The 24,547-nt window shown below is 59.5% G+C and carries 20 protein-coding genes; 10 read left to right on the top strand and 10 right to left on the bottom strand.

What is annotated here, in order from left to right:
* Positions 1–2 precede the first annotated feature (2 nt).
* Entirely contained in the window at positions 3–3,212 is a 3,210-nt protein-coding gene (locus BMZ35_RS13650; RefSeq protein WP_131814378.1) for a YhdP family protein, read from the bottom strand.
* Between the two features lie 176 nt (positions 3,213–3,388).
* Here BMZ35_RS13650 and BMZ35_RS13655 point away from each other — a divergent pair, with 176 nt between their 5' ends.
* The 4 genes from BMZ35_RS13655 to BMZ35_RS13670 all read left to right on the top strand — a co-directional run bounded on the left by BMZ35_RS13655 (position 3,389) and on the right by BMZ35_RS13670 (position 6,653).
* Complete coding sequence (locus tag BMZ35_RS13655; RefSeq protein ID WP_093094478.1) at positions 3,389–3,850, top strand: peroxiredoxin; 462 nt, start codon at positions 3,389–3,391, stop codon at positions 3,848–3,850.
* Positions 3,847–4,680, top strand: coding sequence for a ferritin-like domain-containing protein (locus tag BMZ35_RS13660; protein ID WP_093094407.1), 834 nt, complete (start codon positions 3,847–3,849; stop codon positions 4,678–4,680). The genes BMZ35_RS13655 and BMZ35_RS13660 overlap by 4 nt, the downstream gene beginning before the upstream one ends.
* A 160-nt stretch (positions 4,681–4,840) precedes the next feature.
* The gene (locus tag BMZ35_RS13665) at positions 4,841–6,154 is read left to right on the top strand and encodes a M23 family metallopeptidase (protein WP_093094408.1); all 1,314 of its coding nucleotides are present in this window, start codon (positions 4,841–4,843) and stop codon (positions 6,152–6,154) included.
* Positions 6,144–6,653, top strand: coding sequence for a bactofilin family protein (locus tag BMZ35_RS13670; RefSeq protein WP_093094409.1), 510 nt, complete (start codon positions 6,144–6,146; stop codon positions 6,651–6,653). Before BMZ35_RS13665 ends, BMZ35_RS13670 begins: the two co-directional genes overlap by 11 nt.
* A 99-nt stretch (positions 6,654–6,752) precedes the next feature.
* Here the strand turns inward: BMZ35_RS13670 and BMZ35_RS13675 are convergent, their stop codons facing one another.
* The 5 genes from BMZ35_RS13675 to BMZ35_RS13695 form a co-directional block, all read right to left on the bottom strand.
* On the bottom strand, positions 6,753–7,733 hold the full coding sequence (locus BMZ35_RS13675; protein WP_093094410.1) for a Hint domain-containing protein: 981 nt from the start codon (positions 7,731–7,733) through the stop codon (positions 6,753–6,755).
* A 159-nt stretch (positions 7,734–7,892) separates the two neighbouring features.
* Positions 7,893–8,858: a DUF3179 domain-containing protein gene (locus BMZ35_RS13680; protein ID WP_093094411.1), complete on the bottom strand. Its 966-nt coding sequence runs from the start codon at positions 8,856–8,858 to the stop codon at positions 7,893–7,895.
* A 71-nt stretch (positions 8,859–8,929) separates the two neighbouring features.
* Positions 8,930–9,664 (bottom strand): DUF4336 domain-containing protein, encoded by a 735-nt coding sequence (locus BMZ35_RS13685; protein WP_093094412.1) that lies wholly within the window; start codon positions 9,662–9,664, stop codon positions 8,930–8,932.
* A 3-nt stretch (positions 9,665–9,667) separates the two neighbouring features.
* Entirely contained in the window at positions 9,668–10,222 is a 555-nt protein-coding gene (locus tag BMZ35_RS13690; protein WP_093094413.1) for a peptidylprolyl isomerase, read from the bottom strand.
* Positions 10,209–10,721: a peptidylprolyl isomerase gene (locus BMZ35_RS13695; protein ID WP_093094414.1), complete on the bottom strand. Its 513-nt coding sequence runs from the start codon at positions 10,719–10,721 to the stop codon at positions 10,209–10,211. Before BMZ35_RS13695 ends, BMZ35_RS13690 begins: the two co-directional genes overlap by 14 nt.
* Before the next feature lie 129 nt (positions 10,722–10,850).
* Here BMZ35_RS13695 and BMZ35_RS13700 point away from each other — a divergent pair, with 129 nt between their 5' ends.
* Entirely contained in the window at positions 10,851–12,041 is a 1,191-nt protein-coding gene (locus BMZ35_RS13700; protein ID WP_093094479.1) for a phosphoglycerate kinase, read from the top strand.
* A 136-nt stretch (positions 12,042–12,177) separates the two neighbouring features.
* A complete protein-coding gene (locus BMZ35_RS13705; RefSeq protein ID WP_093094415.1) occupies positions 12,178–13,071 on the top strand; it encodes a fructose bisphosphate aldolase in 894 nt (297 codons plus the stop codon).
* Between the two features lie 283 nt (positions 13,072–13,354).
* On the opposite strand, the gene BMZ35_RS13710 is transcribed toward BMZ35_RS13705, so the two are convergent.
* Positions 13,355–14,983 (bottom strand): acyl-CoA dehydrogenase family protein, encoded by a 1,629-nt coding sequence (locus BMZ35_RS13710; RefSeq protein ID WP_093094416.1) that lies wholly within the window; start codon positions 14,981–14,983, stop codon positions 13,355–13,357.
* Between the two features lie 164 nt (positions 14,984–15,147).
* Here BMZ35_RS13710 and BMZ35_RS13715 point away from each other — a divergent pair, with 164 nt between their 5' ends.
* From BMZ35_RS13715 to BMZ35_RS13730, 4 genes are all read left to right on the top strand, one after another.
* Positions 15,148–15,450: an FtsB family cell division protein gene (locus BMZ35_RS13715; RefSeq protein WP_093094417.1), complete on the top strand. Its 303-nt coding sequence runs from the start codon at positions 15,148–15,150 to the stop codon at positions 15,448–15,450.
* A 118-nt stretch (positions 15,451–15,568) separates the two neighbouring features.
* A complete protein-coding gene (gene pdhA, locus BMZ35_RS13720; protein ID WP_093094418.1) occupies positions 15,569–16,558 on the top strand; it encodes a pyruvate dehydrogenase (acetyl-transferring) E1 component subunit alpha in 990 nt (329 codons plus the stop codon).
* Positions 16,559–16,581: 23 nt separating this feature from the next.
* Positions 16,582–17,952: a pyruvate dehydrogenase complex E1 component subunit beta gene (locus BMZ35_RS13725; RefSeq protein ID WP_093094419.1), complete on the top strand. Its 1,371-nt coding sequence runs from the start codon at positions 16,582–16,584 to the stop codon at positions 17,950–17,952.
* A gap of 12 nt (positions 17,953–17,964) precedes the next feature.
* A complete protein-coding gene (locus BMZ35_RS13730; protein ID WP_093094420.1) occupies positions 17,965–19,257 on the top strand; it encodes a pyruvate dehydrogenase complex dihydrolipoamide acetyltransferase in 1,293 nt (430 codons plus the stop codon).
* 57 nt (positions 19,258–19,314) lie between these two features.
* Here the strand turns inward: BMZ35_RS13730 and cysE are convergent, their stop codons facing one another.
* The 3 genes from cysE to BMZ35_RS13740 form a co-directional block, all read right to left on the bottom strand.
* Positions 19,315–20,118 (bottom strand): serine O-acetyltransferase, encoded by an 804-nt coding sequence (cysE, locus tag BMZ35_RS13735; protein ID WP_093094421.1) that lies wholly within the window; start codon positions 20,116–20,118, stop codon positions 19,315–19,317.
* A 197-nt stretch (positions 20,119–20,315) separates the two neighbouring features.
* The gene (locus tag BMZ35_RS20785) at positions 20,316–20,624 is read right to left on the bottom strand and encodes a DUF7742 family protein (RefSeq protein WP_131814379.1); all 309 of its coding nucleotides are present in this window, start codon (positions 20,622–20,624) and stop codon (positions 20,316–20,318) included.
* On the bottom strand, positions 20,625–24,545 hold the full coding sequence (locus BMZ35_RS13740; RefSeq protein WP_093094422.1) for a baseplate multidomain protein megatron: 3,921 nt from the start codon (positions 24,543–24,545) through the stop codon (positions 20,625–20,627).
* Positions 24,546–24,547: the final 2 nt, after the last annotated feature.

The following is a 24,547-nucleotide window of genomic DNA, read 5'->3' on the forward strand; positions in this document are numbered from 1 at the left end:
CGTCAGTTGCTCAGGTCAGGCGGAGGGCGTTTGAAAATCTCCCGAAAGAATCCGGGCGTGAATGCCGATAGCGGATTGACACCGAACTGCAAGCGGTTTGACGGCCCCCGCATCGTATAGTTGAACCCGATCAGCCCCTCGCCGCGCTTTGATATCGGCCGCCCGATGAAGTTCACCGCATAGATCGGCGACACCGTGCCCTGTATATCGAACCGTTTGTTTTCGAACGTATACGTCCCATCCGCCGATATCCCCAGTGATGGACCAACCGCGCTGCTTTCGGCAATCACAAGCTGCTGGGGCGTGATGCGGAAACGCGAGAAAACCTCCGAGAACAAAAGCCCCGGCCCATTAAGCTGTTCAATCAGCCCCACCACCGAAATCGCGTTCAAAAGCTCGGCCACGACCGGGACTTGCTGCACCTTGACGTTTTCCATTTTCAGCCGGCCATCATATACGCCGCGCGTCTTGTGTGGCGTCAGGGTCAGGCGCATATCGCCGCGAGTTGCCGAGTTGACCACGCCCATTGCAACGGCAATCTTGCCCCCTTTGGGCGAGGTCACCGTTAAGGCAGTGCCGTACTGGTGCGGTGTCAGTTCTCCGGTCAGACCGGGTCCCCCCTTGAACGCCCCAGTGAAGGTACCGGCAATGCCGTTGCTCGTGCTCAGGTCTGCCTTCACGTCCGTCAGAAAAATATCGTCCGTCACCTGCACCAGGTCGACGCGGGCGCTGATCTGGCTGGTTGCGCCGCCGGTGCCGCTGCTTCCAGCCTCTCCGGTCGTGCGGGGCATGTGGCGCATGTCAAACGTGCCAGATGTCATCACAATTGCCGGGGCACTGCCTGCCCCGCGTCCCTGCAACATCCCCGTGCCCCTGAGCCAGCGCCCGACCTCGAACCTTTCAAGCCGCATGGTCTCCAGGCCACCTGCCGCGCTCAGCGTGATATCCCCCTGCGCGGTCAACCCGTCGGCCTCAAGCGCAATTCGCTCAACCTTTGGCGGGCTGCTCAGGGTGACATCCGCCTCCAGCACCCCAACTTTGTCGGCGGCCTTTCGCCACCCCAGCGGCGGAGCCGACAGGACAACCCCGGCAAGGTTGGAGGTCAGCGTCATCCGCGGCGGCTCCTGCCCCACAAGGTCGATCAAGAACGCGGCCTTGCCTTCACCGCTCACCGTCCCCTTGGGAAGCCCGATGTTGAATTCGTCCACCGCCCTCTGGCTCAGTTCCGCCGTTCCGGTCAACTGGCTCTTTCCGGCGTTCTCCTTGCCCATCAGCATGTGCCAACGCCCCTCAAAGGGCAGCGCCCCGACGGTGCCTGCCCCGCTCAACTCAACCTCCTTGTTGGTGGCCAGGAGCCGCATGTCGGCGCGGATTTCCTTGTCCTTGATGAAATGCGTCGTCACCACGTCCCGCAAGATGCCACGCGCCTCGTATTGCACGTCTTCCGGCTCGACCTTGGGCTTCATCATCAACCGGGCTTCGCCCTCGACCTCCGCCCACCCCTTGGCAAGGTCTACAGGAAGCCGCGCCTTTGTGAAAACCCGCAGCGGCTCACGATCCAGAAGCGACGCCGCCGCCGTCACAGAACTCCGTGCCCTGAGCTGCACCAACGCAGGTGACTGTTTGATCCGGGTATCCTCGACGATGAACCCAGTCCCGGCCACATCGACCCGCCCGCCCTGGTCGGCAAGGACCGTCCCACTTTCGGCTGCCACGCGGAACTGGTTCCGGACCAGGCTGGCATATCCGCTTGCCTCCTGCACAGGTGGCATGGTCTTGAGCACTTTCAGCTCGGCATCGGAAAACTGGAAATCGACATAAACCTCCGGCGGCGCGGCAACCCTGCTGCGCATGGCAAGGTTGATATCGTGAAGCGTGATGGCGTGGATATTCTCTGCGATCCACTTCCTCAGGTTGGGTTTGAGCCGGTCCGGCCAGATATTCAGAACCCGCGCCACGTCCAGCCCATCAGAATGCCCGTCCACCGAGAACTCCCACTGATCATCGGTCGTGTCCAACTCCCCGCTCAACGTCATGCGGTGCTCGCCCTGGTGAATCACCATTTGTCCAAGGTCCAGCTCGAACGGGTTCAACCGCAGCCGGAAATCGGCAAAAGACCGGTTGAGCACCATAGGAACGTCATCAAGCTCCTTGGGATTGGCCTCGAACCGGCTCAGTTCGAGCTGCCCCAGCAGCGTCCCCGGAAGCCCCTGTTCCATATCCTGAAGAATGGCCTTGCCTGACGCCGTGGCCTTGATCCACTTGCTGTCCAGCGACAGCTCGTCAAATGTAATCGACCCGCGCGTCGGATCATATGTCAGATAGCTGCGCAATCCCTCGAACGGGACAGGCGGCACCGCATCATCGGGTTGCAGCACCCCCGCATCCACCCGAAGCGTTGCATTCACTGGCCCCAGCCGCCCTTCGCTGTCGGTCTCGCCACGCAACGAACCGGACAGCGGCGCGCGCACGATCTCCAGCCACGTCAGCGCCGCCGTCTGCGACGCGATATCCCCGGAGGGAATGTCTTCGAAGCTGACGCCGAACTGCGTGGCCGAGGTCTCGTACGACGTGTTCAGAAATGCCTCGATGCTCGTGGCATAGGCCCGCCCGCCCAAAAGCGTCATCTGCGTGGAAATCTCGATATCCTCGCCATCGCGATCCAACCGCATCTGCCCGCCATCCACGGTCCAGCCACGCCGCGCCCGCACATCCTCGTAGCGCAAGGTCATGTCATCCAGCCGAAAGGTTTCAAGCTGCGCCAACAACGGCAGATCGAGATACCCCTCGATCTGGTCCCCGAAGGTCGCAATCTGGGTATCCTTGCCGAATGGCCCGTTACCGCCGCCATCTCCGACCGAGATGTTGACCGTCCCGTCGGCAAGGCGAATGATTCTGAGAAACACGCCCGAAACCCGGATCTCGCGGGGGGCGACCTGCCCATTGCGCAGTTCCGCCAGCGCAAGGCGCGCATCCACCCGCGCCAGCGTCACGCCGCCCCGGTTGTCAGGTGCGCGCAGTTCGAGGTTGCGCACCCGCAGCCGTGGATCCCAATTGTCCTCAATCACGAGCGAAACTTCGCCGAAACTGATATCGACCCCTTCAACCTGCGCCGCGGCTGCCTGCTCCAGGCGTTGCCGCATCCACTCCGGCGCCACCAGCGGCCTGTCCACGGCAGCCAGCAGAACAAGGGCAATCAATCCGGCGGGCACCAATAGCCCCACCAGCGCAAACAGGCCTATGCGCCTTGCCCTACGGGGCCTGCGCCGCTGTTCAGGCGCTTTTTCGGGCTGGTCGTTCAGAGTTTCTGCCTCGGATTGATCTGTTATCGGTTGCCCACCCGTAGCAACTATATACGTTATGCCCAACCGACCCAAGGAGTCCGATGATGCTTACTGCCGATGACATGGCCCCCGATTTCACCCTGCCCGCCACCACCGGCCAGGATGTGACCCTTTCCGCCCTGCGTCCTGCTCCGGTCGTTCTGTTTTTCTACCCGCGAGACAACACCTCGGGCTGCACCAAGGAAAGCAAGCAGTTCTCAGAATTGCTGGGTGAGTTCGAAGCCGCTGGCGCGCGCGTCTTTGGCATTTCCAAGGATGACATGGCCAGCCACGACAAATTTATCGCCAAACAAGAGCTGACCGTGCCGCTCCTGACCGATGCCGACAGCGATGTCTGCGAGAAATTCGGCGTCTGGGCGGAAAAAAAAATGTATGGCAAGACCTTCATGGGCATCGTGCGCGCCACGTTCCTGATTGATGGCACGGGCCGCATCGCCCGCGCCTGGCCCAAGGTCAAGGTTGACGGCCACGCCGCCGAGGTGCTGGAGGCCGTGAAAGCGCTGTGACGGACAAAAGTCTTGCCGAACTCGCCGTCGAGGTCCTGACCACAGCCGACGGACGCGATAAAACCGCCATTTCCCGGCGCAATGCAGCCCTGTGGTTTGACTCCCGCAAGGCGGGCACCCCGTTGCCCATCGGGCAGGCCACCCCGCCGGATCGCCCCGCGCGCCCCGCGCAGCCCGAATTGCTCGACCCGCGCGACGTGCCCCGCCGCCGCCCCGGCAGTCCGCAGGGCCGCATCGCCATGTTGCATGCGGTGGCCCATATCGAACTCAACGCCGTGGACCTGCACTGGGACATCGTGGCCCGCTTCAAAGACACAGAAATGCCGCTGGGCTTCTACGATGACTGGGTGAAATCCGCCGACGAAGAATCACGCCATTTCAACATGATATGCGACAGCCTTAAAGCCAAAGATAGCTTCTATGGCGCCCTTCCGGCCCATGCCGGCATGTGGCGTGCGGCCGAGGACACGGCAAATGATCTCATGGGGCGGCTCGCCGTCGTCCCCATGGTGCTCGAAGCCCGCGGGCTGGATGTGACCCCCGGCATGATCAAGGTTTTCGAGAATGCCAAGGACACGCAGACCATCGAAGCACTCAACGTGATCTACGCCGAAGAGGTTGGCCATGTCGCCTACGGGTCCAAGTGGTTCAACTTCCTTTGCGGGCGTCACGCGCTCGATCCCAAAGCCGAGTTCCACGCGCTGGTCCGCCGCTATTTCCATGGCCCCCTGAAACCGCCCTTCAACGAGGAAAAGCGCGCCGACGCTGGACTGCCGCCCGATTTCTACTGGCCGCTTTCGGACGAAACGCCACCGGCCTACGCCCGATAGCCAATCGGCAAGATGCCGCGCAAAATCGCGCCCGCGACAAACCGTTCCGTATGGAATGGGTCAATTTCCTTGCCCGATCAGTCACCTGCCGTTAAGAACTTGCCGCGAGGCGCCCCCACTCAAGAGCGCCCACCTTGGGGATGGGACAAGGAACGAACTGGTGAGAACAACACTCGAAATCCGGCTGCATGCCTTTCTGGAGCGCTTTTTTCCGGAACGCCGCCTCTTTCTGAGATCCGACACAGACACCCGCTTTATCCGGCTTCGGCCCTCCACGCAGCTGATCGCCTTCGTCGGCTCCACGCTGATCGTCGCATGGACCATTGTTGCCACCGCGATCCTGCTGATGGACAGTATCGGCTCGGGCAACTTCCGCGAACAGGCCAAGCGTGACCAGCAGACCTATGAACTGCGCCTGAACGAAATGTCGGCGGAACGCGATGCCCGCACCTCCGAAGCGCTCGCGGCACAAAACCGCTTCAACACTGCCTTGCAGCAAATTTCCGTGATGCAGTCACAGCTTCTGGAATCCGAAACCCGCCGCCGCGAGCTGGAAACCGGGATTGAGGTCATTCAGGCCACGCTGCGCCGCACCATGAAGGAACGTGAAACCGCACTGGCCGAACTGAAGTCACGTGAGTCGCAACAGGACAAAAACGGCACCGCACTGGCCGCCAATTCGCTGCTGGGCAATGACATGCTCGGCATTCTGTCCGAAGCGCTGGCCGAAACCGCGCTGGAACGCGATCAGGTCATCGCCGATGCCCAGGCCGCCCTGCACGATGCCGAAGAGGCGCGGCTCGATCTGGCGCTGATGGAAGAAAAGAACGAGCAGATTTTCCGCCAACTCGAAGATGCCATGACCGTGTCCGTCGAGCCGCTGACCAAGATGTTCACAGCTGCCGGGCTCGACACCAAGACCCTCATGGAAGAGGTCCGGCGCGGCTATAGCGGTCAGGGCGGCCCGATGATGCCGATCTCCTTCTCCACCTCGGGCGGCGATCTAACCCCTGAGGCACAGCGCGCCAATCGTCTGCTGGACCAGATGGACCAGCTCAACATGTACCGCATTGCCGCTGAAACCGCCCCCTTCGCCAACCCGCTGAAATCCGCGTTCCGCTATACCTCCGGTTTCGGAATGCGCTGGGGCCGCATGCACAAGGGCACCGATTTCGCCGCCCGCTACGGCACACCGATCCACGCGACCGCCGACGGTGTGGTCGTTCATGCCGACTGGCTGTCAGGCTACGGTCGCCTGATCAAGATCAAGCACGAGTTCGGCATCGAGACCCGCTACGCCCATCTGGCAAAAATCCGCGTAAAAGAGGGGCAAAGGGTCTCGCGTGGCGAGCTTATTGGTGATATGGGCAACTCCGGACGTTCTACCGGCACGCATTTGCATTACGAAGTACGCGTGAACGGTCGAGCCGTGAACCCGATGACCTTTATCAAGGCTGGAAGAGATGTTTTCTAAGAGCAAAATCAACGAACCTGCACCGAAATCCGCTGATCCGGCCAAGCCCGCAGCCCCGGATTCCCCGGCAATCCCCGCCGCTCCTGCCAAGGGCAGCGACTTCAAGGCGTCCGCCCCCAAGGCCAAGCCGCCGGCCTCGGTCCTCTCTTCGGATCTGCACATCACCGGCAACCTGCGCACCACGGGCGATATCCAGGTTGAAGGCACCGTGGAAGGCGATATTCGCGCCCACCTGCTGACCGTCGGTGAAAGCGCCACGATCAAGGGCGAAGTCACCGCCGATGATGTCGTGGTCAATGGCCGCATCGTGGGCCGTGTACGAGGCCTGAAGGTGCGCCTGACATCGACCGCCCGCGTCGAAGGCGACATCATTCACAAGACCATCGCGATCGAAAGCGGCGCCCATTTCGAAGGCTCGGTTCAGCGTCAGGACGATCCGCTCACCAAAAAAGGTGAAGCCCCCGCGCCCAAGGCCGCCGCGCCCAAGGCCAACGGTTAAGAAACCAACCAGATCAACTTGAAACGCCGCCCGTTCGAGGCGGCGTTTTTTGTTGGGCCTGACGACGCGGCACGCGCCATGGCGCGATACCGTCTTGTCTCATGCCACCATCAACTTGCGCAGGATGTCCGCCTCATGCGGCTTCAGACACACCCGCGCGGCATGGGAAAACGCACTCTCGCGCTCACCGAGTTCGGGGAAAAGATGCAACACCTCGCCGCGCGTTTCCTCTTCGAGTGTGTCTAGGGCCTGAGGGCCCGGAAGAAAGCTTTCGCTCGGCGCGCCGTTGGCGAACACGATCTCGTGCCGGTCGAACAGGATATGCACATATGTCACCGACTGTTCCAACACCTGGCGCACCCCCTTCATCCCCAATAGCCCCTTGGCGGCAATCAACACTTCGGGTTCCTGAAAAAACAATTCGGACTGCGGCGGGCGCAGCAGCATCCGGTGATTGGGCGACACCAGCAAGGCCCCGTGCGTGCCAAGCACATCTTCCCCGATCAGCACCGGCGCAGTCCTGCGGCTGGGCTTGATCGTTTTCCGGCCAATCCAGCGCAACGGCTGGAACCCATTGTCCCGCGTCAGCACCCGATCCCCTTCACGCAAGGTCTCGATGGGTCTCTGCCCCATGTCGGTGACAATCATGGTGCCTGTGGTGAAGCACACCACCAGATCATCATAGGCAACGGCCCCGTCCGTGTTGAACGTGCCAAATGTATAGGTGACATTTGGGTCCAGCGGGAAATCCGAAACGATCAGCGGTCCGTAATTCGCTTGCCCGTTCGAGGCGAGAAAATAGACCGTGCCGCTCGACCCGTCCGATCCGGTCACTGTGTATTTGTAACGCACGTCGACGGTGTCACCTATGCCGATCCCGATCACATCCGACGCAATCACGTTCTGGTCCGGCACGTCCGAGCCACCCGTGTGGGTAAAGTCACCAAACTCGCTGTCCCGGAACCCATCCGAATCGTCGATCAAAATCTGACCGGCGTCCGAAATGGTGAACGTGCCGGAATGCGGGTAGGTGCTATCCCCCCCGGTAATCCGGTAAACCTGTACTGTCTCGACTGCCATCGTACTGCCTGAAAAACGCGTCACGCACAGGAAAGAGCCGCACTTCGAGTCGGTTTTCCCGCCCCCTCAGGCTAGGGCTCAAACATGTCCAAAATTGGTTAAGAACCCGGCGAATTCGCACGCCGCGCATGGCCGAATAAAGGCCACCCAAACACTGCTCTAGCGGCCCAGCATCCACTGTCCGTCCGGCCAGAATGCGTGAAACGCAAAAGCGAACATCACATCGTGGGGCATATCCTGTCCGCCCGCGGTTCGCACCCGGATCGACCCAACATCCTTGCCCCGCCCAATGGTCCCGGTATCCAGCGCCGAGGCCTGCCCCGCCTCCCAGCGGATCACCACCCCCGCTTCGCGCAACTCGCCTGCTACGACCAGCCTTTCAAGCGGCCAGGCGCGGTCCCCAACACGCACCACCCGCGCCAGCGCAGCGATGCCATGCGGCGGCGACTCTCCGCTGTAAAGGAACGGCCGGGAAGAACTGTCATAGTTCACATATGGGTTGCTGCCATACCGCCTTGCATGCGCAGGCTGAGCCATCACCAACCCCTCGGGATGGCGCGCCCGGAACTGGTCCCAGCTTTCCATCCACGTTGGCAGTGCCCTGAGCTCCGCCCCCGTCATCTCCCCCACAATCCCGATGCCAAGCGCCTGCTGCCACCAGCTTTGCGTCTCGCGGTCGTACATCACCATGTCACTGTTGCGCAGCTTGCCCGACACACCAAAGGTCAACACCCTGCCCTTCACCCGCCGGTCAAAGGTCAGGGCCGAGTTGCACAAGGGGCAGAACGTGACCGCGATCGGCACGCCACCAACCTTGTCATTCACGATCTCATGCCACGTCAGGTAACGGATCGGATAGGCGCGCGGCTCCGCCCCCTTGATCTCGACCGTCACCACTGGCTCCATGCCCATGATTCCGGTCTCATCACTGACCCGGATGAACTGCGGATCACTCAGCGCCGGAATCCCGTCCTTGGGCGGTCCACCGGACAGGATTTCAACCCAGTTTTCAACGCTGGTCCGGCTGAAATCCGTGTCCGGCCATTCGTGTTTCCAGAACTCCGGATCGGCATTTGCAGGAACCGCCAGGGCCAGAGACGCTGCAAGAACGAGCTGTTTCAACATGGTTTGGTCCTCCCGATCCCACTCTGCGCGCGCCCGAGACCAGAACCAAGCCAAGCCTTTTCACGTCCCCGTCACCCGTGTTTCAGAACCGCTCCGAACGCGCCTTCAAGAAAAGCCCTGCCACGCGTCTTGATCCACGCCCCGTGCGCCAGCACCACGCGCTCCGGGTCCCACGCCAATGTGCGCTGCAATTGGGGTCGCAAAACGGCCTTGTCAAATGTGGCCTTCATATCCGGCGGCATATGTCCCTGAGGCGCCGCAATTCCGGCCAGCCGTACAACGGGCCGCATCCACCAAGGCAGTTTCGCCGGCTCAAAGTTCTCAATCAGGTCCGTCAGGATAAGCGTCCGGCTGGCCTTGTGAAAGAACACCGCCTCCCGATGTAAATTGCTGCCCTCAACAACGAACCCGTCAATCTCATCGCCGCAGGGCATCTCCGCCCCCTCCAGCGCCCGATCGAAGTGAAGCGCCAGCCCCTTCTTCGCGGCCCGCTCAACCACACCCGGCGCGGCCCAGCTCTCCGCATCGTGAAAGGCGGCCTGCCACTCGGCCACATAGGCATAATGTATCCAGTTCGGGGCGACCAGAAAGGCAACCTTGCCAAGCGCGGCGATCTCGGCCTGCAACTCGGGTGTTAGCCGTGTTGGGGAATGAACCCAAAGCCGCCCGTCCGACAGGCGCGCAACCGTGGCGCGGGTCGAAAACGGCAACCCGTAAAACGAAATCGCCGGGCCATCTATGATCCAGAGGCCCGGCGCAATTTCTTTCGGCGTATCAAGCGGTTCGTATCCGGTTGACCCGCCCATCACTTATTCGGTCACGGTGACTTTTTTCATCGCGTCCGGCTGGCCGATCACGGCGCCATTACGCCCCTTGCCCAGCTTGATTGCGTCCACGACATCCATCCCGTCCGTGACTTTGCCAACAACGGTGTATTGACCGTTCAGGAAGTCACCATCGTCAAACATGATGAAGAACTGCGAGTTGGCGCTGTCGGGGTCCTGCGAGCGCGCCATGCCGACAACGCCGCGTTGGAACCGCATCGACGAGAACTCTGCCGGCAGGTCGGGGCGGCTCGAACCGCCACGCCCGGCCATGCGCATGTCGCCGCCCATCTTGCCGAATTGCACATCGCCCGTCTGGGCCATGAAGCCTTCGATCACGCGGTGAAACACCACCCCGTCATAGGCCCCTTCCGAGGCCAGCGCGGTGATCTGTTCCACGTGCTTGGGCGCGACGTCTTCGAACAGGTCGATGGTGACGGTGCCGTTGGCCCCTTCCCCGGCGATCTCGATCTGGAGGCCGCTTGCCCAAACCGGTGCGGCCAACAGCGCGAACGCCGCAGCCAGTTTAACCGTCGACATCGGCCGCCACCTTCACGCTGATCATACGGTCCGGATTGACAGGCGGCTCACCGCGGTTGATCGCGTCAACATGTTCCATCCCCGAGATCACGCGGCCATAAACCGTATATTGACCATTCAGGAAATGATTGTCCTTGAAGTTGATGAAGAACTGGCTGTTCGCGGAATCCGGCATCTGGCTGCGCGCCGCGCCCAGCGTGCCACGGTCATGCGGAATGCGGCTGAACTCGGCTTTGAGGTTGGGCAGGTCGCTGCCCCCGGTGCCCGCGCGGCGCAGGTCAAAGTTGTTTTCCATGTTGCCGTTGGCCACGTCGCCGGTCTGGGCCATGAACCCCTCGATCACGCGATGAAAGCAGACGTTGTCATACTGGCCCGAACGCGCCAGTTCCTTCATCCGCTCGGAATGCCCGGGCGCGATGTCCGGCATCAGCTCGATCACGACGGTGCCGCTGCTGAGTTCCATCAGGATCGTGTTTTCGGGGTCTTTGATCTCGGCCATGGGGCTCTCCTGTCTGTTTGCTTGTGCGCTAGTTAATCACCGTCGCGCCGAAAGCCAAGAGAGCGCATTGACCCCACGCCTGTTTCGGCTAGGAAAGGCGCAACGCATTTGCATATGGAGATTGGGAACATGGCCTGGAAAACCCTCGACCAGATGGACCTGGCAGGAAAACGCGTGCTCACGCGTGTCGACATCAACGTGCCGGTTGTCGAAGGCACCGTGACCGACGCTACCCGCATCAAACGCATCGTTCCCACGGTCAAGGACATCCTCGCCGCTGGCGGCAAGCCGATCCTGCTGGCGCATTTCGGCCGCCCGGGCGGCGAGCGTGTCGAGAACCTTTCCCTGCAACAGCTGGTCCCGACCCTGGAAAAAGCTTTTGGTGCTCCGGTTCTCTTTGCAGCCGACTGCATCGGCCCCGCGGCACAGGCCGCGGTTGACGCCTTGACCTACGGACAGGTTCTGCTTCTCGAAAACACCCGTTTCCACAAAGGCGAAACCAAGAATGATCCCGAGCTGACCGCCGAAATGGCGAAGCTGGGCGATGCCTATTGCAACGACGCTTTTTCGGCCGCCCACCGCGCCCATTCATCGACCTGCGGTCTGGCCGAACATCTGCCTGCCTGCGCAGGGCGCCTGATGCAAGCCGAACTCTCGGCCCTCGAAAGCGCGCTCGGCAATCCCCAGCGCCCCGTGACCGCCGTAGTTGGCGGGGCCAAGGTCTCGACCAAGCTCGAACTCCTGTCCAACCTTGTTGAAAAGGTCGACACGCTGGTCATTGGTGGCGGCATGGCCAACACCTTCCTCATGGCCCAGGGCAACCCGATCGGAAAATCGCTGGCCGAACGGCTCATGGTCGACACCGCTCGTGAAATCATGACCAAGGCCGACGGGCTGAACTGCACCATTCTTTTGCCCCGCGATGTCGTGGTGGCGCGCAAGTTCGAAGCCAACGCCGAGAACGAAACCGTCCCCGCTGATCAATGCCCCGAGGACGCCATGATCCTTGATGCCGGTGCTGAAAGCGTCGCCGCCATCGACGCGGTTTTCCAGGACAGCAAGACCCTGATCTGGAACGGCCCGCTGGGTGCCTTTGAAATCGAACCCTTTGACACCGCCACCAACGCCGCCGCATTGAAAGCCGCCGCGCGCACCAAGTCGGGTGACCTGATCTCGGTTGCAGGGGGCGGCGATACTGTCGCGGCGCTCAACGCGTCCGGCGCGGCCAAGGATTTCACCTATATCTCCACTGCCGGGGGCGCCTTCCTCGAATGGATGGAAGGCAAGGTTCTCCCCGGCGTCGCCGCGCTCGACCATTAAGCAAACCCTGACGCTGACCCGCTGTTTTGCCAGCGGGTTAGCGCCACCATAATTGCAAGCCCGGCGTGCGTGGACTAGAAGCAGGTCAAACGTGCCCGGCCGGGCCAAACCACCAACATTTCAAGGCGAAACAGATATGTCCAAACAGTCCCAAGCAGAAAAGATCTCAAACGGCGCAGGCTTTATCGCGGCCCTTGACCAATCCGGTGGCTCCACCCCCAAGGCCCTGCGCCTCTACGGGATCGAAGAAGACGCCTATTCCGGCGACGAGGAAATGTTTGCCCTGATCCACGACATGCGCGCCCGCATCGCCAAGGCGCCCGCCTTTACCGGCGACAAGGTGGTTGGCGCGATCCTGTTCGAGATGACCATGGACCGCGAAATCGACGGCATCCCTACCGCGACCTTCCTCTGGGAACAGCGGGGCGTGGTGCCCTTCCTCAAGGTCGACAAAGGCCTGGAAGACGAAGCCAACGGCGTGCAGGTCATGAAACCCATGCCCGAACTCGACACGCTCTGCGAACGCGCCGTGGCCAAGGGCATCTTCGGCACCAAGATGCGCTCGGTGGTGAACTCGGCAAATGCCGAAGGCATCAGGGCTGTCGTGGCGCAGCAATTCATGATCGGGGAACAGATCCTGCGCCACGGGCTGGTGCCGATTATCGAACCCGAAGTGAACATCAACGCCGCGGACAAGGCCGAAGCCGAAGACATCCTTCTTACCGAACTCAAAAGCGCGCTCGACGCCCTGCCCGAGGACCAGCAGGTCATGCTCAAGCTGACCCTGCCCGAGGCCGACAACCATTACCTGCCGCTGGTCAACCATCCGCGCGTGATGAAAGTTGTTGCCCTGTCCGGCGGCTATAGCCGCGATGAAGCCAATGACCGCCTGTCGCGTCAGACCGGCATGATCGCCAGCTTCTCCCGCGCCCTGACCGAAGGTCTGAGCGCACAGCAGGACGACGCTGCCTTCAATGCCAAGATCGCGGACTCGATCGAAAGCATCTATCAGGCCTCCGTCGCAGGCTGATCCTGACACGCGACGCGCACCGGCGGCGTCCCACATTCGGGGGGCGTTGCCCGTGTCACAGCCTTGCTGTGACTCCCCCAGGGTATTTCAAGACCATTGAGAAACAGAGCCGCACGGTGGTTTAACGCCGCCGTGGCGCGCCTGTTTGCCGACGCAATACCGACATTATACCGACGCAAAACCGATCTGCTTTTTGGAGCCTTTTTGCCTGTTAACCAAGGGATCCTGCGTGATTCGCCACTGATGGCCGAGGAGCTCGGCGCCCGGTCCCTTCATTGCGCCTTTACGACCCGTTTGCCAACCGGCTCAGGATCGCATCCACGTCAAGCCCCGATACCGCGCCATGCACCGACCCGCGCGCGCCCACAACCCGGCTGGTGACATAGCCCTCAGCCACCGCGTTCGGGGCGCTCCGGATCAACGCCGCCGCCGTAAGCAGCGTGGCAAGGCTCTCGGAAAACCACCGCGCCTCGGCCTCCTGCGGCAACCCCGGCCAGCGCTCAAAATGGCCCTTCAGCGCCGCGTCATAGCGCCGATCCGCGCCGCTCACGCTCTCCAAATCCTTGCGCAAAACCGCCCCGGTCTCCGGCTCCCGAACCAAAGCCCGCATCACATCAAGGCAAATCACATTGCCCGATCCTTCCCAGATCGAGTTCAGCGGCGCCTCGCGATACAGCATCGGCATCGGCGTTTCCTCGACATATCCAACGCCGCCCAGCACCTCCATCGCCTCCCCAACGACGGCAATACAGCGCTTGTTGTTCAGATACTTAGCCAACGCCACACCGATCCGAGCCAGGGCCCGGCTCTCCTCATCCTCCCGATCAAACGCGGCCGCCATGGACATCGCCACCGCCAGCGCGCCCTCGGTGTCCAACGCCAGATCGGCCAGCACCGAGCGCATCAACGGCTGGTCAATCAGGCGACGCTGAAAGGCAGACCGCCCCTCAACCCACCAGTGCGCCTCGGCCAGCGCCGCCCGCATCAACCCGGCAGGCGCCAACGCGGTATCCAGCCGCGTGTGATGCACCATCTCGATGATCGTGCGTACCCCGGCCCCCTCATCGCCCAGCCGATAGGCCAGCGCGTCGACATATTCGATCTCGGAACTGGCATTGGCCTGGTTGCCCAGCTTGTTCTTGAGTCGCTGAATGCGGAACCCGTTGCGCTCCCCGTCCAGCCAACGCGGCACGAGGAAACAGGTCAAACCGCCCTCGGCCTGCGCCAAAGTCAGGAACCCGTCACACATCGGCGCCGAACAGAACCATTTATGCCCGTTCAACCGATACACGTCGCCCTCCCGCACCGCCCGCGTGGTGTTGGCCCGCACGTCCGAGCCACCCTGTTTCTCGGTCATCGCCATGCCCAGAGTCGCCCCGGCCTTTTCTTCAATCGGGCGCATCGACGGATCATAAATCCCTGACGACAAACGCGGAATCCATGTCTCGGCCAATTTCTGATCCGCCTGCAGCGCTGGTACCGCCGCATAGGTCATCGTCAATGGACAGGCCACGCCCGGCTCCAGCTGTGCCTGAAAATAGGCCATCGCGGCATGGGTCGCATGTCCCCCCGGCTGCCCGGTCCAGGCCACGCTGGCATAGCCCGCGCCCAGCCCCTCCTGCATCAACTTGTGATAGCCGGGATGAAACTCGACCTCGTCGACCCGTCGCCCGGAGCGGTCAAAAAGCTTGAGCCGCGGCAGATCACGCTGCGCATCCGTGGCCGCCTGCAATAGCGCCTCGGACCCATAAAGCGCCCCGACCCGGGCCAACCGGGCCCCATCCGCACCCGCCGCCCCGGCATGGTCGCGCAGGGCCAAATCGTTGGCCCACAAGTCGCGCGCCCCACGCGGTGTCGGCTGGTTGAAGACTTCGTGTGTACCCAAGCGGCTGACCGGATCTGAAACTGTCATGATGTTCTCCCTCGTCGCCAGCCTGCCAAAGGAATCCGCCCCGACCAAGCTCGCCGTTGCGTCACATTTTTGTTGCCCGAACGTGGGTTTAGGGGATTCACAGGACGAATCAGATATGGCATAGTTCCTGCACACGCCCCGGCAAGAGGGCACAAGAGGCAGGCATGACAACGCAAAAATCCAGACCAGCAATCGGTGCGCTCGTGTTCTTCGGGCTGGCTTTTGCCTTGTCTTCCTACTTCACTTTTGCCGCCGTTCAGGGCGACTATGGCCTGTTCCGCCGGGTGGAAATCCTTGCTGAAAAAGAAAAGCTGCAAGCCGAACTGGCCGAAGTGCAAGCGCAAGTGGCGCATATGGAAAATATCACGCACCGCCTGTCGGACGAGTATCTCGACCTTGATTTGCTCGACCAGCAGGTGCGCGATGTGCTTGGGATGATCCGCGCCGACGAGATCGTGATCCGCTAAACTCCTCAAGACACTGAAAAGAAAAACACTTTTCCGCTCGCAAGTACCGCACGTCTGCGCTACGCTGAAATCCTGTATTGTTTAACGCTAAACTATTCAGCGTTCGGGAGGGAATGGAATGGCGGCCAGACGCACCACCAAGAAGACGAATGTCTCTGGGGATGAGCTCAAACAGTTCTATCGGGACATGCTTTTGATCAGGCGTTTCGAAGAGAAAGCGGGTCAGCTTTACGGAATGGGGCTGATCGGGGGCTTCTGTCACCTTTATATCGGTCAGGAAGCGGTCGTCGTGGGTTTGGAAGCCGCTGCCGAGGAAGGCGACAAGCGGATCACGTCATACCGGGATCACGGCCACATGCTGGCCTGTGGCATGGACCCCAACGGCGTCATGGCCGAACTGACGGGCCGCGAGGGCGGCTATTCAAAAGGCAAGGGCGGCTCGATGCACATGTTCTCGAAGGAGAAGCATTTCTACGGCGGCCATGGTATCGTGGGGGCGCAGGTGCCGCTTGGCGCAGGGTTGGCCTTTGCCGACAAATACAAGGGCAATGGACGGGTCACATTCACCTATTTCGGTGACGGCGCCGCCAATCAGGGCCAGGTTTATGAGACCTTCAACATGGCGGCCCTTTGGGACCTGCCTGTGATTTTTGTCATTGAAAACAATCAGTATGCGATGGGCACCGCTCAGAAACGCTCGACATCGACCCCCGATATCCACACCCGCGGTGAGGCGTTCGGCATTCCCGGTGAAGCGGTCGACGGCATGGATGTGCTGGCCGTCAAAGACGCCGGCGAACGCGCAGTGGCCCACTGCCGAAAGGGCAAGGGCCCTTATATTCTCGAGGTGAAAACCTATCGCTATCGCGGTCACTCGATGTCAGACCCGGCCAAGTACCGGACGCGCGAAGAAGTGCAGAAGATGCGCGAGGAGCGTGACGCGATCGAACATGTGCGCCACCTGATCCTTGAGGGCAAACACGCCAGCGAAGACGATCTCAAGGCGATCGACAAGGAGATCAAGGCGGTGGTGAACGCCAGCGCCGATTTCGCCAAGGAAAGCCCCCTGCCCGCAGCCGAAGAGCTGTGGACGGACATCTACGCGTGATCTGACAGAGGAGAGTTGAAAAGATGGCAACCGAAATTCTGATGCCCGCCCTGTCGCCCACGATGGAAGAAGGCACTTTGGCCAAGTGGCTCGTCAAAGAAGGAGATACTGTCTCTGCAGGCGATATTCTGGCCGAGATCGAAACCGACAAGGCCACGATGGAGTTTGAAGCAGTGGATGAGGGCGTGATCGGCCACATCCTCGTGCCCGAAGGCACCGAAAACGTTAAGGTCAACACGGCCATCGCGACCCTTCTTGAAGAAGGTGAGGAAGCCGGGGCGGCCCCGGTGCCCTCTGCGCCTGCACAGGCCTCTGAACCTGCGGAACCGGCGAGGATGGCCCCTGCGGTGGCCGCACAAGCGCACTCAGCACCCCCTGTGGAGCTGACACCTGATTGGCCCGAAGGCACGCCCATGAAGCAGCAAACGGTGCGCGAAGCGCTCCGGGATGCCATGGCGGAAGAAATGCGTGCCGACGAAGACGTCTACCTGATGGGTGAAGAGGTTGCCGAGTACCAAGGGGCCTACAAGGTCAGCCAGGGTCTGCTTGACGAGTTCGGCTCCAAGCGCGTGATCGACACGCCGATTACCGAGCATGGCTTTGCCGGAATTGCCGTTGGGGCGGCCTTTGGCGGGTTGAAACCGATCGTCGAGTTCATGACATTCAACTTTGCCATGCAAGCCATTGATCATATTATCAATTCAGCGGCAAAAACGCTTTATATGTCGGGCGGTCAGATGGGTGCCCCAATGGTGTTCCGTGGCCCCAACGGTGCCGCCGCACGCGTCGGTGCCCAACACAGTCAGGATTATGCAGCTTGGTACGCGCAAATTCCCGGCCTCAAAGTGGTCATGCCCTACAGCGCCTCGGACGCAAAGGGCCTGCTCAAGTCGGCAATTCGCGACCCCAACCCGGTGATCTTCCTTGAAAACGAGATCCTGTATGGGCGTTCCTTTGAAGTCCCGGCAATGGAAGACTTCACGATCCCCTTTGGCAAAGCCCGGATTTGGCGCGAAGGCAGTGATGTCACCATCGTGAGTTTTGGAATCGGGATGCAATATGCCTTGGAAGCCGCTGAAAAGCTCTCGGAAGATGGCATCGATGCGGAGGTCATCGACCTTCGGACCCTGCGCCCCATCGACTATGGCACCGTGATCAACTCGATCATGAAAACCAACCGCTGCGTCACCGTCGAGGAAGGTTGGCCGGTCGGCTCGATCGGCAACCACCTTTCGGCCACAATCATGGAGCGCGCCTTTGACTATCTGGACGCCCCCGTGATCAACTGCACCGGCAAGGACGTCCCCATGCCCTATGCTGCAAACCTTGAAAAACTGGCGCTCGTGACCACCGACGAGGTGATCGCAGCCGTCAAGCAAGTGACCTATCGTTGAGGAGACCCGGATATGCCTATTGAAATCCTCATGCCCGCCCTCTCTCCGACAATGGAAGAAGGGACCTTGGCCAAGTGGCTGGTAAAGGAAGGTGATACTGTCGCATCCGGCGACATCATTGCGGAAATCGAAACCGATAAGGCCACGATGGAGTTCGAGGCTGTCGACGAGGGGGTCGTCGGGAGGATACTGGTTCCCGAAGGCAGCGAAGGGGTCAAGGTCAATACCGCCATCGCGATGCTGCTTGAAGACGGTGAAGATGCCGATGACTTGGAAATTTCGTCGTCAACAACAAGTGCTTCCGCTGCTACACCAGAAGTCGCCGCAACGCCCCAAGCTCTCCTCACACCTCCTGCTCCGAAAGCAACGCGAACGGATTCTGGAGCACGTGTTTTTGCCTCTCCACTGGCCCGCCGAATTGCGGCGGAAAAAGGCATTGATCTGACCGCCATCTCCGGTAGCGGCCCAAGAGGCAGGATCGTCAAGGCAGATCTGGAAAGTGCGCCCGCGGCCAAAACGCCGGATGCGGCACAACCCGCTGCCGCGCCAGCGCCCGCATCCGCAAAAGCTCCGACCGTGGACGCATCAGCCATCGCGAAAATCTACGAGGGCCGCGAATATCAAGAAATGCCCCTCGATGGGATGCGCAAAACAATCGCTTCTCGATTGACTGAAGCCAAGCAAACCATTCCGCATTTCTACCTTCGCCGAGACATCCGACTGGATGCCCTGCTCAAGTTCCGAGGCGAGTTGAACGCGCAGCTTGAAAGCCGTGGCGTCAAGCTTTCCGTCAATGACTTCATCATCAAAGCTTGCGCGCTTGCATTGCAGGCCGTTCCAGATGCCAATGCGGTTTGGGCTGGTGATCGCGTTCTGAAACTGACACCTTCAGATATCGCGGTAGCCGTGGCAATCGAAGGAGGCCTGTTCACACCAGTTATCCAGGATGCTGACGCAAAATCGCTTTCAAAATTGTCATCCGAAATGAAAGATCTCGCGGCGCGTGCCCGGGATCGCAAGCTCGCTCCTCATGAATATCAGGGCGGAAGTTTTGCAATTTCGAATTTGGGGATGTTTGGTATCGACAACTTCGACGCGGTGATCAATCCTCCGCACGGAGCCATTCTGGCTGTCGGTGCCGGGGTAAAAAAGCCGGTAGTTGGCAAAGATGGCAACATCGAAGCAGCGACCGTCATGTCGGTGACACTATCGGTCGACCACCGTGTCATTGATGGGGCACTGGGTGCAGAGGTGCTCAATCATATTGTGACCAATCTTGAGAACCCGATGGCAATGCTTGCCTAAATGCATGAAAACGCCAGCTCGGCGAGCTGGCGTTTGCGGTTACAATTCGCTGAATAATCAGCTTTTCAGAATTTGATCCATCTCGATGGAAGGCTGCGGACACCCGGCTTCGCCCACAATCTTTGCCGGCACACCGGCAACCGTCGAACAAGGTGGGACATCTTCAAGCACAACTGAACCGGCAGCGATGCGGCTGCAATGACCGATCTTAATATTGCCCAAAACTTTGGCGCCTGCCCCGATTAGAACACCGTCACCAATCTTGGGGTGACGATCCTCTTCTTCCTTGCCTGTACCACCAAGTGTGACCGAATGCAGCATGGAAACATTGTCCCCGACCACTGCAGTCTCTCCGATGACGATCGAATGGGCGTGGTCGATCATGATCCCTTTGCCGATGCGCGCAGCGGGATGGATATCAATGCCAAAAATCTCCGACGTGCGCATCTGGATAAAGTAGGAGAGGTCATGTCTCCCCTGCTTCCAAAGCCAATGACCGATCCGGTAGGCCTGCATCGCCTGATAGCCTTTAAAAAACAGAATTGGTTGCAAAAGCCTATGACAGGCCGGATCCCTCTCGAATACGGCCATGAGGTCCGCCCGCGCGGCTTCAGCAAGATATGGGTCACACGCAAACGCCTCGTCTCCAATCTCCCGCAAGATCACCATCGACATTTCATTGGAAGAAAGCTTGGCTGCGAACCGATAGCTCAACGCCCTTTCAATTGATTTGTGATGCAGCACACACGCGTGGATCAGGCCACCCATCAGCGGCTCTTCTCGAACTGCTGTTTGGGCTTCTTCCGTGATGCGTTGCCAAACGGGATCCAACTCAGTCAACACTGCGCGTTTTTCGGCCATGAACTGCACTCTCCTTTGTGTCCAGAGTACTACAGATAGCGCATGTCCTGCAAATTCAAACCCGGAATGGTAAAGATCACGGCTTCGAATACCCGAAAAAGCAAGAAACTTTCAGCGCGAATTGCCCAATAGGCAAACCTTCAATGCTCGTTGTCATCGCCTTGTTGGTGGCGTCAAAGAGCCTTCCTCCTGCATCTCTATTCGGGCGCACGACTTGGTTTCGGCGACAGACAGTGACCTTCGAGCTCATTCAGCACCACCAAATGGCACCTTCGATATTCACGGTCCGAGAAACTCGGCTCCGGTGGAAGATGAAACCGCGCAACTGCACTGCACAAGGAGCCATTGCCCCACATCGGATGTGACTTGCCAAATCGATTGAAGTATTGATGAGCGGCTTCTGCTTGCAGCATTATCCTACGACAACACTGCGCGCGCTCCTCACCCGAAACCGCGAGCAGCAACCGGGCGACAGAAACGACATCGCCCGGCAGCACGTCACGCATCTATTCAACCCCCAACGAACCGAACCCACCGGCTCCGAAATGTGCGGAAATCTGCGCGACCTGAAAAGTAAAACCGCCAGTGCACCCGTCTACAGATTGATCCGCGGCGCTGTAGACCCATTTGGGCGAAGAAATGACGTCTTCTCTGACAACGCGATTATCCTTGAGAACCCTCACGAGATAGCTTTCGATTTCTTCGCCCAAGGGCACTTCAAGGCCGTCCCAGCTGTCACCCATGATCCGAGTACGCCGTATCCAGGAAAAGCTTTTTTCGCCATTTGCATTTGTTGCACAGTGCAAGTGAACGGGCGCATAGGGTTTCAAACCATTTCCCGAGAACGCCTTAATGTGGTGGGAATACGAACTGTCTTCCATCGAACGCCCCGCCGGACCTACACGATAGTGATGTGCGACATTTCGCGAGGACGTTGGAAGATCGAGCTGGCGCGGGTTCCCGTCAAGCATTACGAACCAACTCCCTGCTGGCCAAACATCTGGCATCCTGACATCTGATCCGAGTTGCCCCCTAAGCCGCACTGAAAGACGAAAGGTGTCGGTGTCGACCAGCTCTGCGACTTGAAACTGAAACACTTCCCAATTGTCCGTGGAACCATCTCCAATTGCCGCTAGATTGCCGCCACTTAACAACTGCTCAAGTGGAATGCTCTCCAACGCACCGCTTGTGAGTTTGACTTGTAGGCCATCGCCACGATCCAACAACCCGGGCCTCGCGGCGAACATTGCTGTCTGCGTGACACCAATAATCGAACGCGAATTCACAATAGAATTCAGCCGATAGTTTGATTCAACCGAAGACTCATACACTGCGACGGAACCAGTCCAAGGTTTGCCTGTTACCGCAACATGCGGCGCATGGGGGACCTCGTCACCCGTCATAAGGGGCAAATCAAGAAACAGCGAAAGCGCCGGTGTTGGAGGCACGAAGACCGAACTTTGTGGAAGATCGTCATCCAACATCGCCATCTGGTACAATGTCTGCTCAATTGTCGTGGCATCAACAATCTGCATTTCACCAAAATCGACGTTATCGATCCGAAATGTGTTATCGACCCCCTCTTCCGACGAAATCGAGATAACATCCCCCGCACCCAGGCCGAACTTCGAAGGCGGCAGTGCCAACCTGATACTTTCTTTTGCCTGCGCGGCCTCCGCGATCCATCGTTCGGCGACAAGACGACCTTCAGAACGAGACATGCTGATGGGGAATTCGCTGACGGAGACAGCAGTCGTCGCCTCATCGGGCGAGATCGCCTCTTCGGAAACCGTTGCAAAATCACTTCCCGCCTCGATGAACCCTAACCTGACACGGCCGGTCTCCAACCCCTGAGCCTCTCGTGTTTTTTCGACCACGGCACCAAGTTCTCCAGTCTCCGCCAGTTGGTTCCTCTCAACCTCGACGATCTCATTGCGACCACGCATCACGAAATTCAAAACGCCGTCCCGCTCAACCGCATCAAAACCGTGGCACAGCATCAAAGGCTGCAACATGGCACGGGCATCGGCGACATTTTCCTCAACATATCCGCGTACCACGCCTTCCAACTGGGACGCATCAAAATACGTCATGCCAGAACGTTCGCATATTTCTGACACCACGCTTTCAAGCGTTCTGTTTGAGCTCCGCCCAGTAATCCAATGCCCCGTTTTGTAGTTTTCGCCGTCATCCCAGACACTCTTGTTATTTGGAAAGCTGGGGAAAGGGCGCGTATCCCAAGCCCAGACAAACATGCGAGAGACATCGATCATCCGACCTTGATACTCAGCCGATACTGGGTTGTTTTCTTCATCTTCCCAGTAACTGCGCATCACTTGAAGATATCGTTGTTGAATGAAATCGTCCCTTGCCCCATTCGAAAACCAAGGCACCGACGACTCCGAGGACTTCGGGTCAACAAACTTATTCGGCTGATTGGTTCCCTTGTTGATCGCACCACATCCGATTTCAGTGAACCAGACGGGTTTGCTACCCGGCACCCAGGGTGTGGATTCCACGGATCGAATTCCACCGATGCGATCATGGTGAGAATGCGACCACCAGTTTCGGATATCCTTGTAGCGAAACACCCATGGTTCATCATGAGTTCCGTCGGAAATCGCGGTTCGGCGCTGCGCGAAACGCGCCTCGTCTGAATGGTAATACCAATCATAGCCCTCCCCCCCCTCGATGTTCGCCTTCAAATACTCTGGATCATAGATCGACCGCCATTCCGCCGCATCCAGATGGTCTTTTCCATCGCGCCAGTCAGACAGCGGTACATAATTGTCGATGCCGACGAAATCTATGTTGGCATCGGACCACAGTGGGTCGAGGTGAAAATAGACGTCGCCGGAACCGTCGTCAGGTTGATAACCGAAGTATTCACTCCAGTCTGCCGCGTACCCGATCTTGGTTTCAGCACCCAGCAACTGCCGTACTTCAGCTGCAAGAGTGATCAGCGCCTGCACAGCCGGGAATCCGTGCTGCCCGATAATCTGCGTCAGCCCACGCATTTCCGAACCAATGCAAAACGCATCTACACCGCCAGCTGACGCGCACAATGCCGCATTATGCAATATGAAGCGCCGATAGCTCCATTCTTCCGGTCCATTGTATTCCACGCCATTTTCGCCGACGGTGAAATCAGCAGCGCTCGCTGTTCCAAAGAAGCTTGCAACTTCCTGATCCGCCACGTCGCTTCCAGAAGGAGAACCGTCTCGCCCATGCGCTGCAGAAAGCGTGATGCGCCCGCGCCAGGGCAGAACAGGTTGGTTATCCTCGCCGTCCCAAGGATTCGGCAGACCGTTCCCCTCCAACTGTTCCATTAGGATAAAGGGATAGAACATCACCTGTAATCCGTTACCTTGGAGATGCCGGATCGCATCCCGGACTGATTGGTCACAGGGTGTTCCCCCGTATACGGGCATGCCGTCCTTGCGGGGAATCTGCTGCGCCGACTCGCGGGTCAATCCACTAACACGCCAGGGCATCTCCTTCGCGTCAGCATCTTTTTGCTCGACTTTTGGGCGCAACTGACACTCACCGACTCGAAGGTCATCTCCAAACCAGCTGACAACAAGCGACACCGCTCCACAGTTGGGAAGCTCATCACGCAATGCATCAACAGAAGAAACAAAGTCGGTTTTCCCTGATGGAGAATGTTCATTCACCGTACGGAATTCCGCCAAATCTCCGCGAATTCTTACGGGCGTAGTTGCCAAAGCATACTCTCCCGACCCCGGCATCAAGGCGACGGCATTCACGCTCCGAGCCATGTCTGAGACCGCGTCCCCGACATCTTGCGGGGTGCCACGAATAACTTCAAAGCTGAATTGAGGAACGCGGTTGCCAAATTGCTCCAAGGGCAAGTCCTCCAGCACAACATAGGCTGTCCCACGATACGAAGGGACCGCTCCCGCGCCCTCGATAGCTTCCATCTTCGGGTCAGGCTGCTGATCCATATCGCCCTTGTAAACGCGCATATTCAGGTCATCTGGAGAAATCTCAATGCCGTCAGCCCAGATACGCCCAACGCGCTGAATTTCACCCTCGCAAAGCGCTAGCGCCATGGACACCGAATAACTGTACGTCCGTGTCTTGGGTTTCGCCGGCGCACCCTTTCCACCTCCGCTGACGGACTGCATTTCTTCGAAGCGACTTGCCCAGATCACCTGCCCAGCAACACGCATACGTCCAAATATCCGGGATTGTGTCGCGCCCTCAGCCGATCCCGATATCCGAAAGCGGTCCACCCGACCGGTTTCGACGGTCTTGGCACCGGATCCCAGGATTCTTTGATCAACAAGTCGCCCGGCGCTCGCGCCAGCCAACCGGCCCAGTGCAATCGCCGAAACGCCAGCGACACCACCGCCCAAAGTACCACCAATTGCAGCCCCGGCTGCAGCCAACACAACAGTCGCCATTA

Origin of the sequence: Shimia aestuarii, from assembly GCF_900114635.1 — a bacterium.
Taxonomy (GTDB): Bacteria; Pseudomonadota; Alphaproteobacteria; order Rhodobacterales; family Rhodobacteraceae; genus Shimia; species Shimia aestuarii.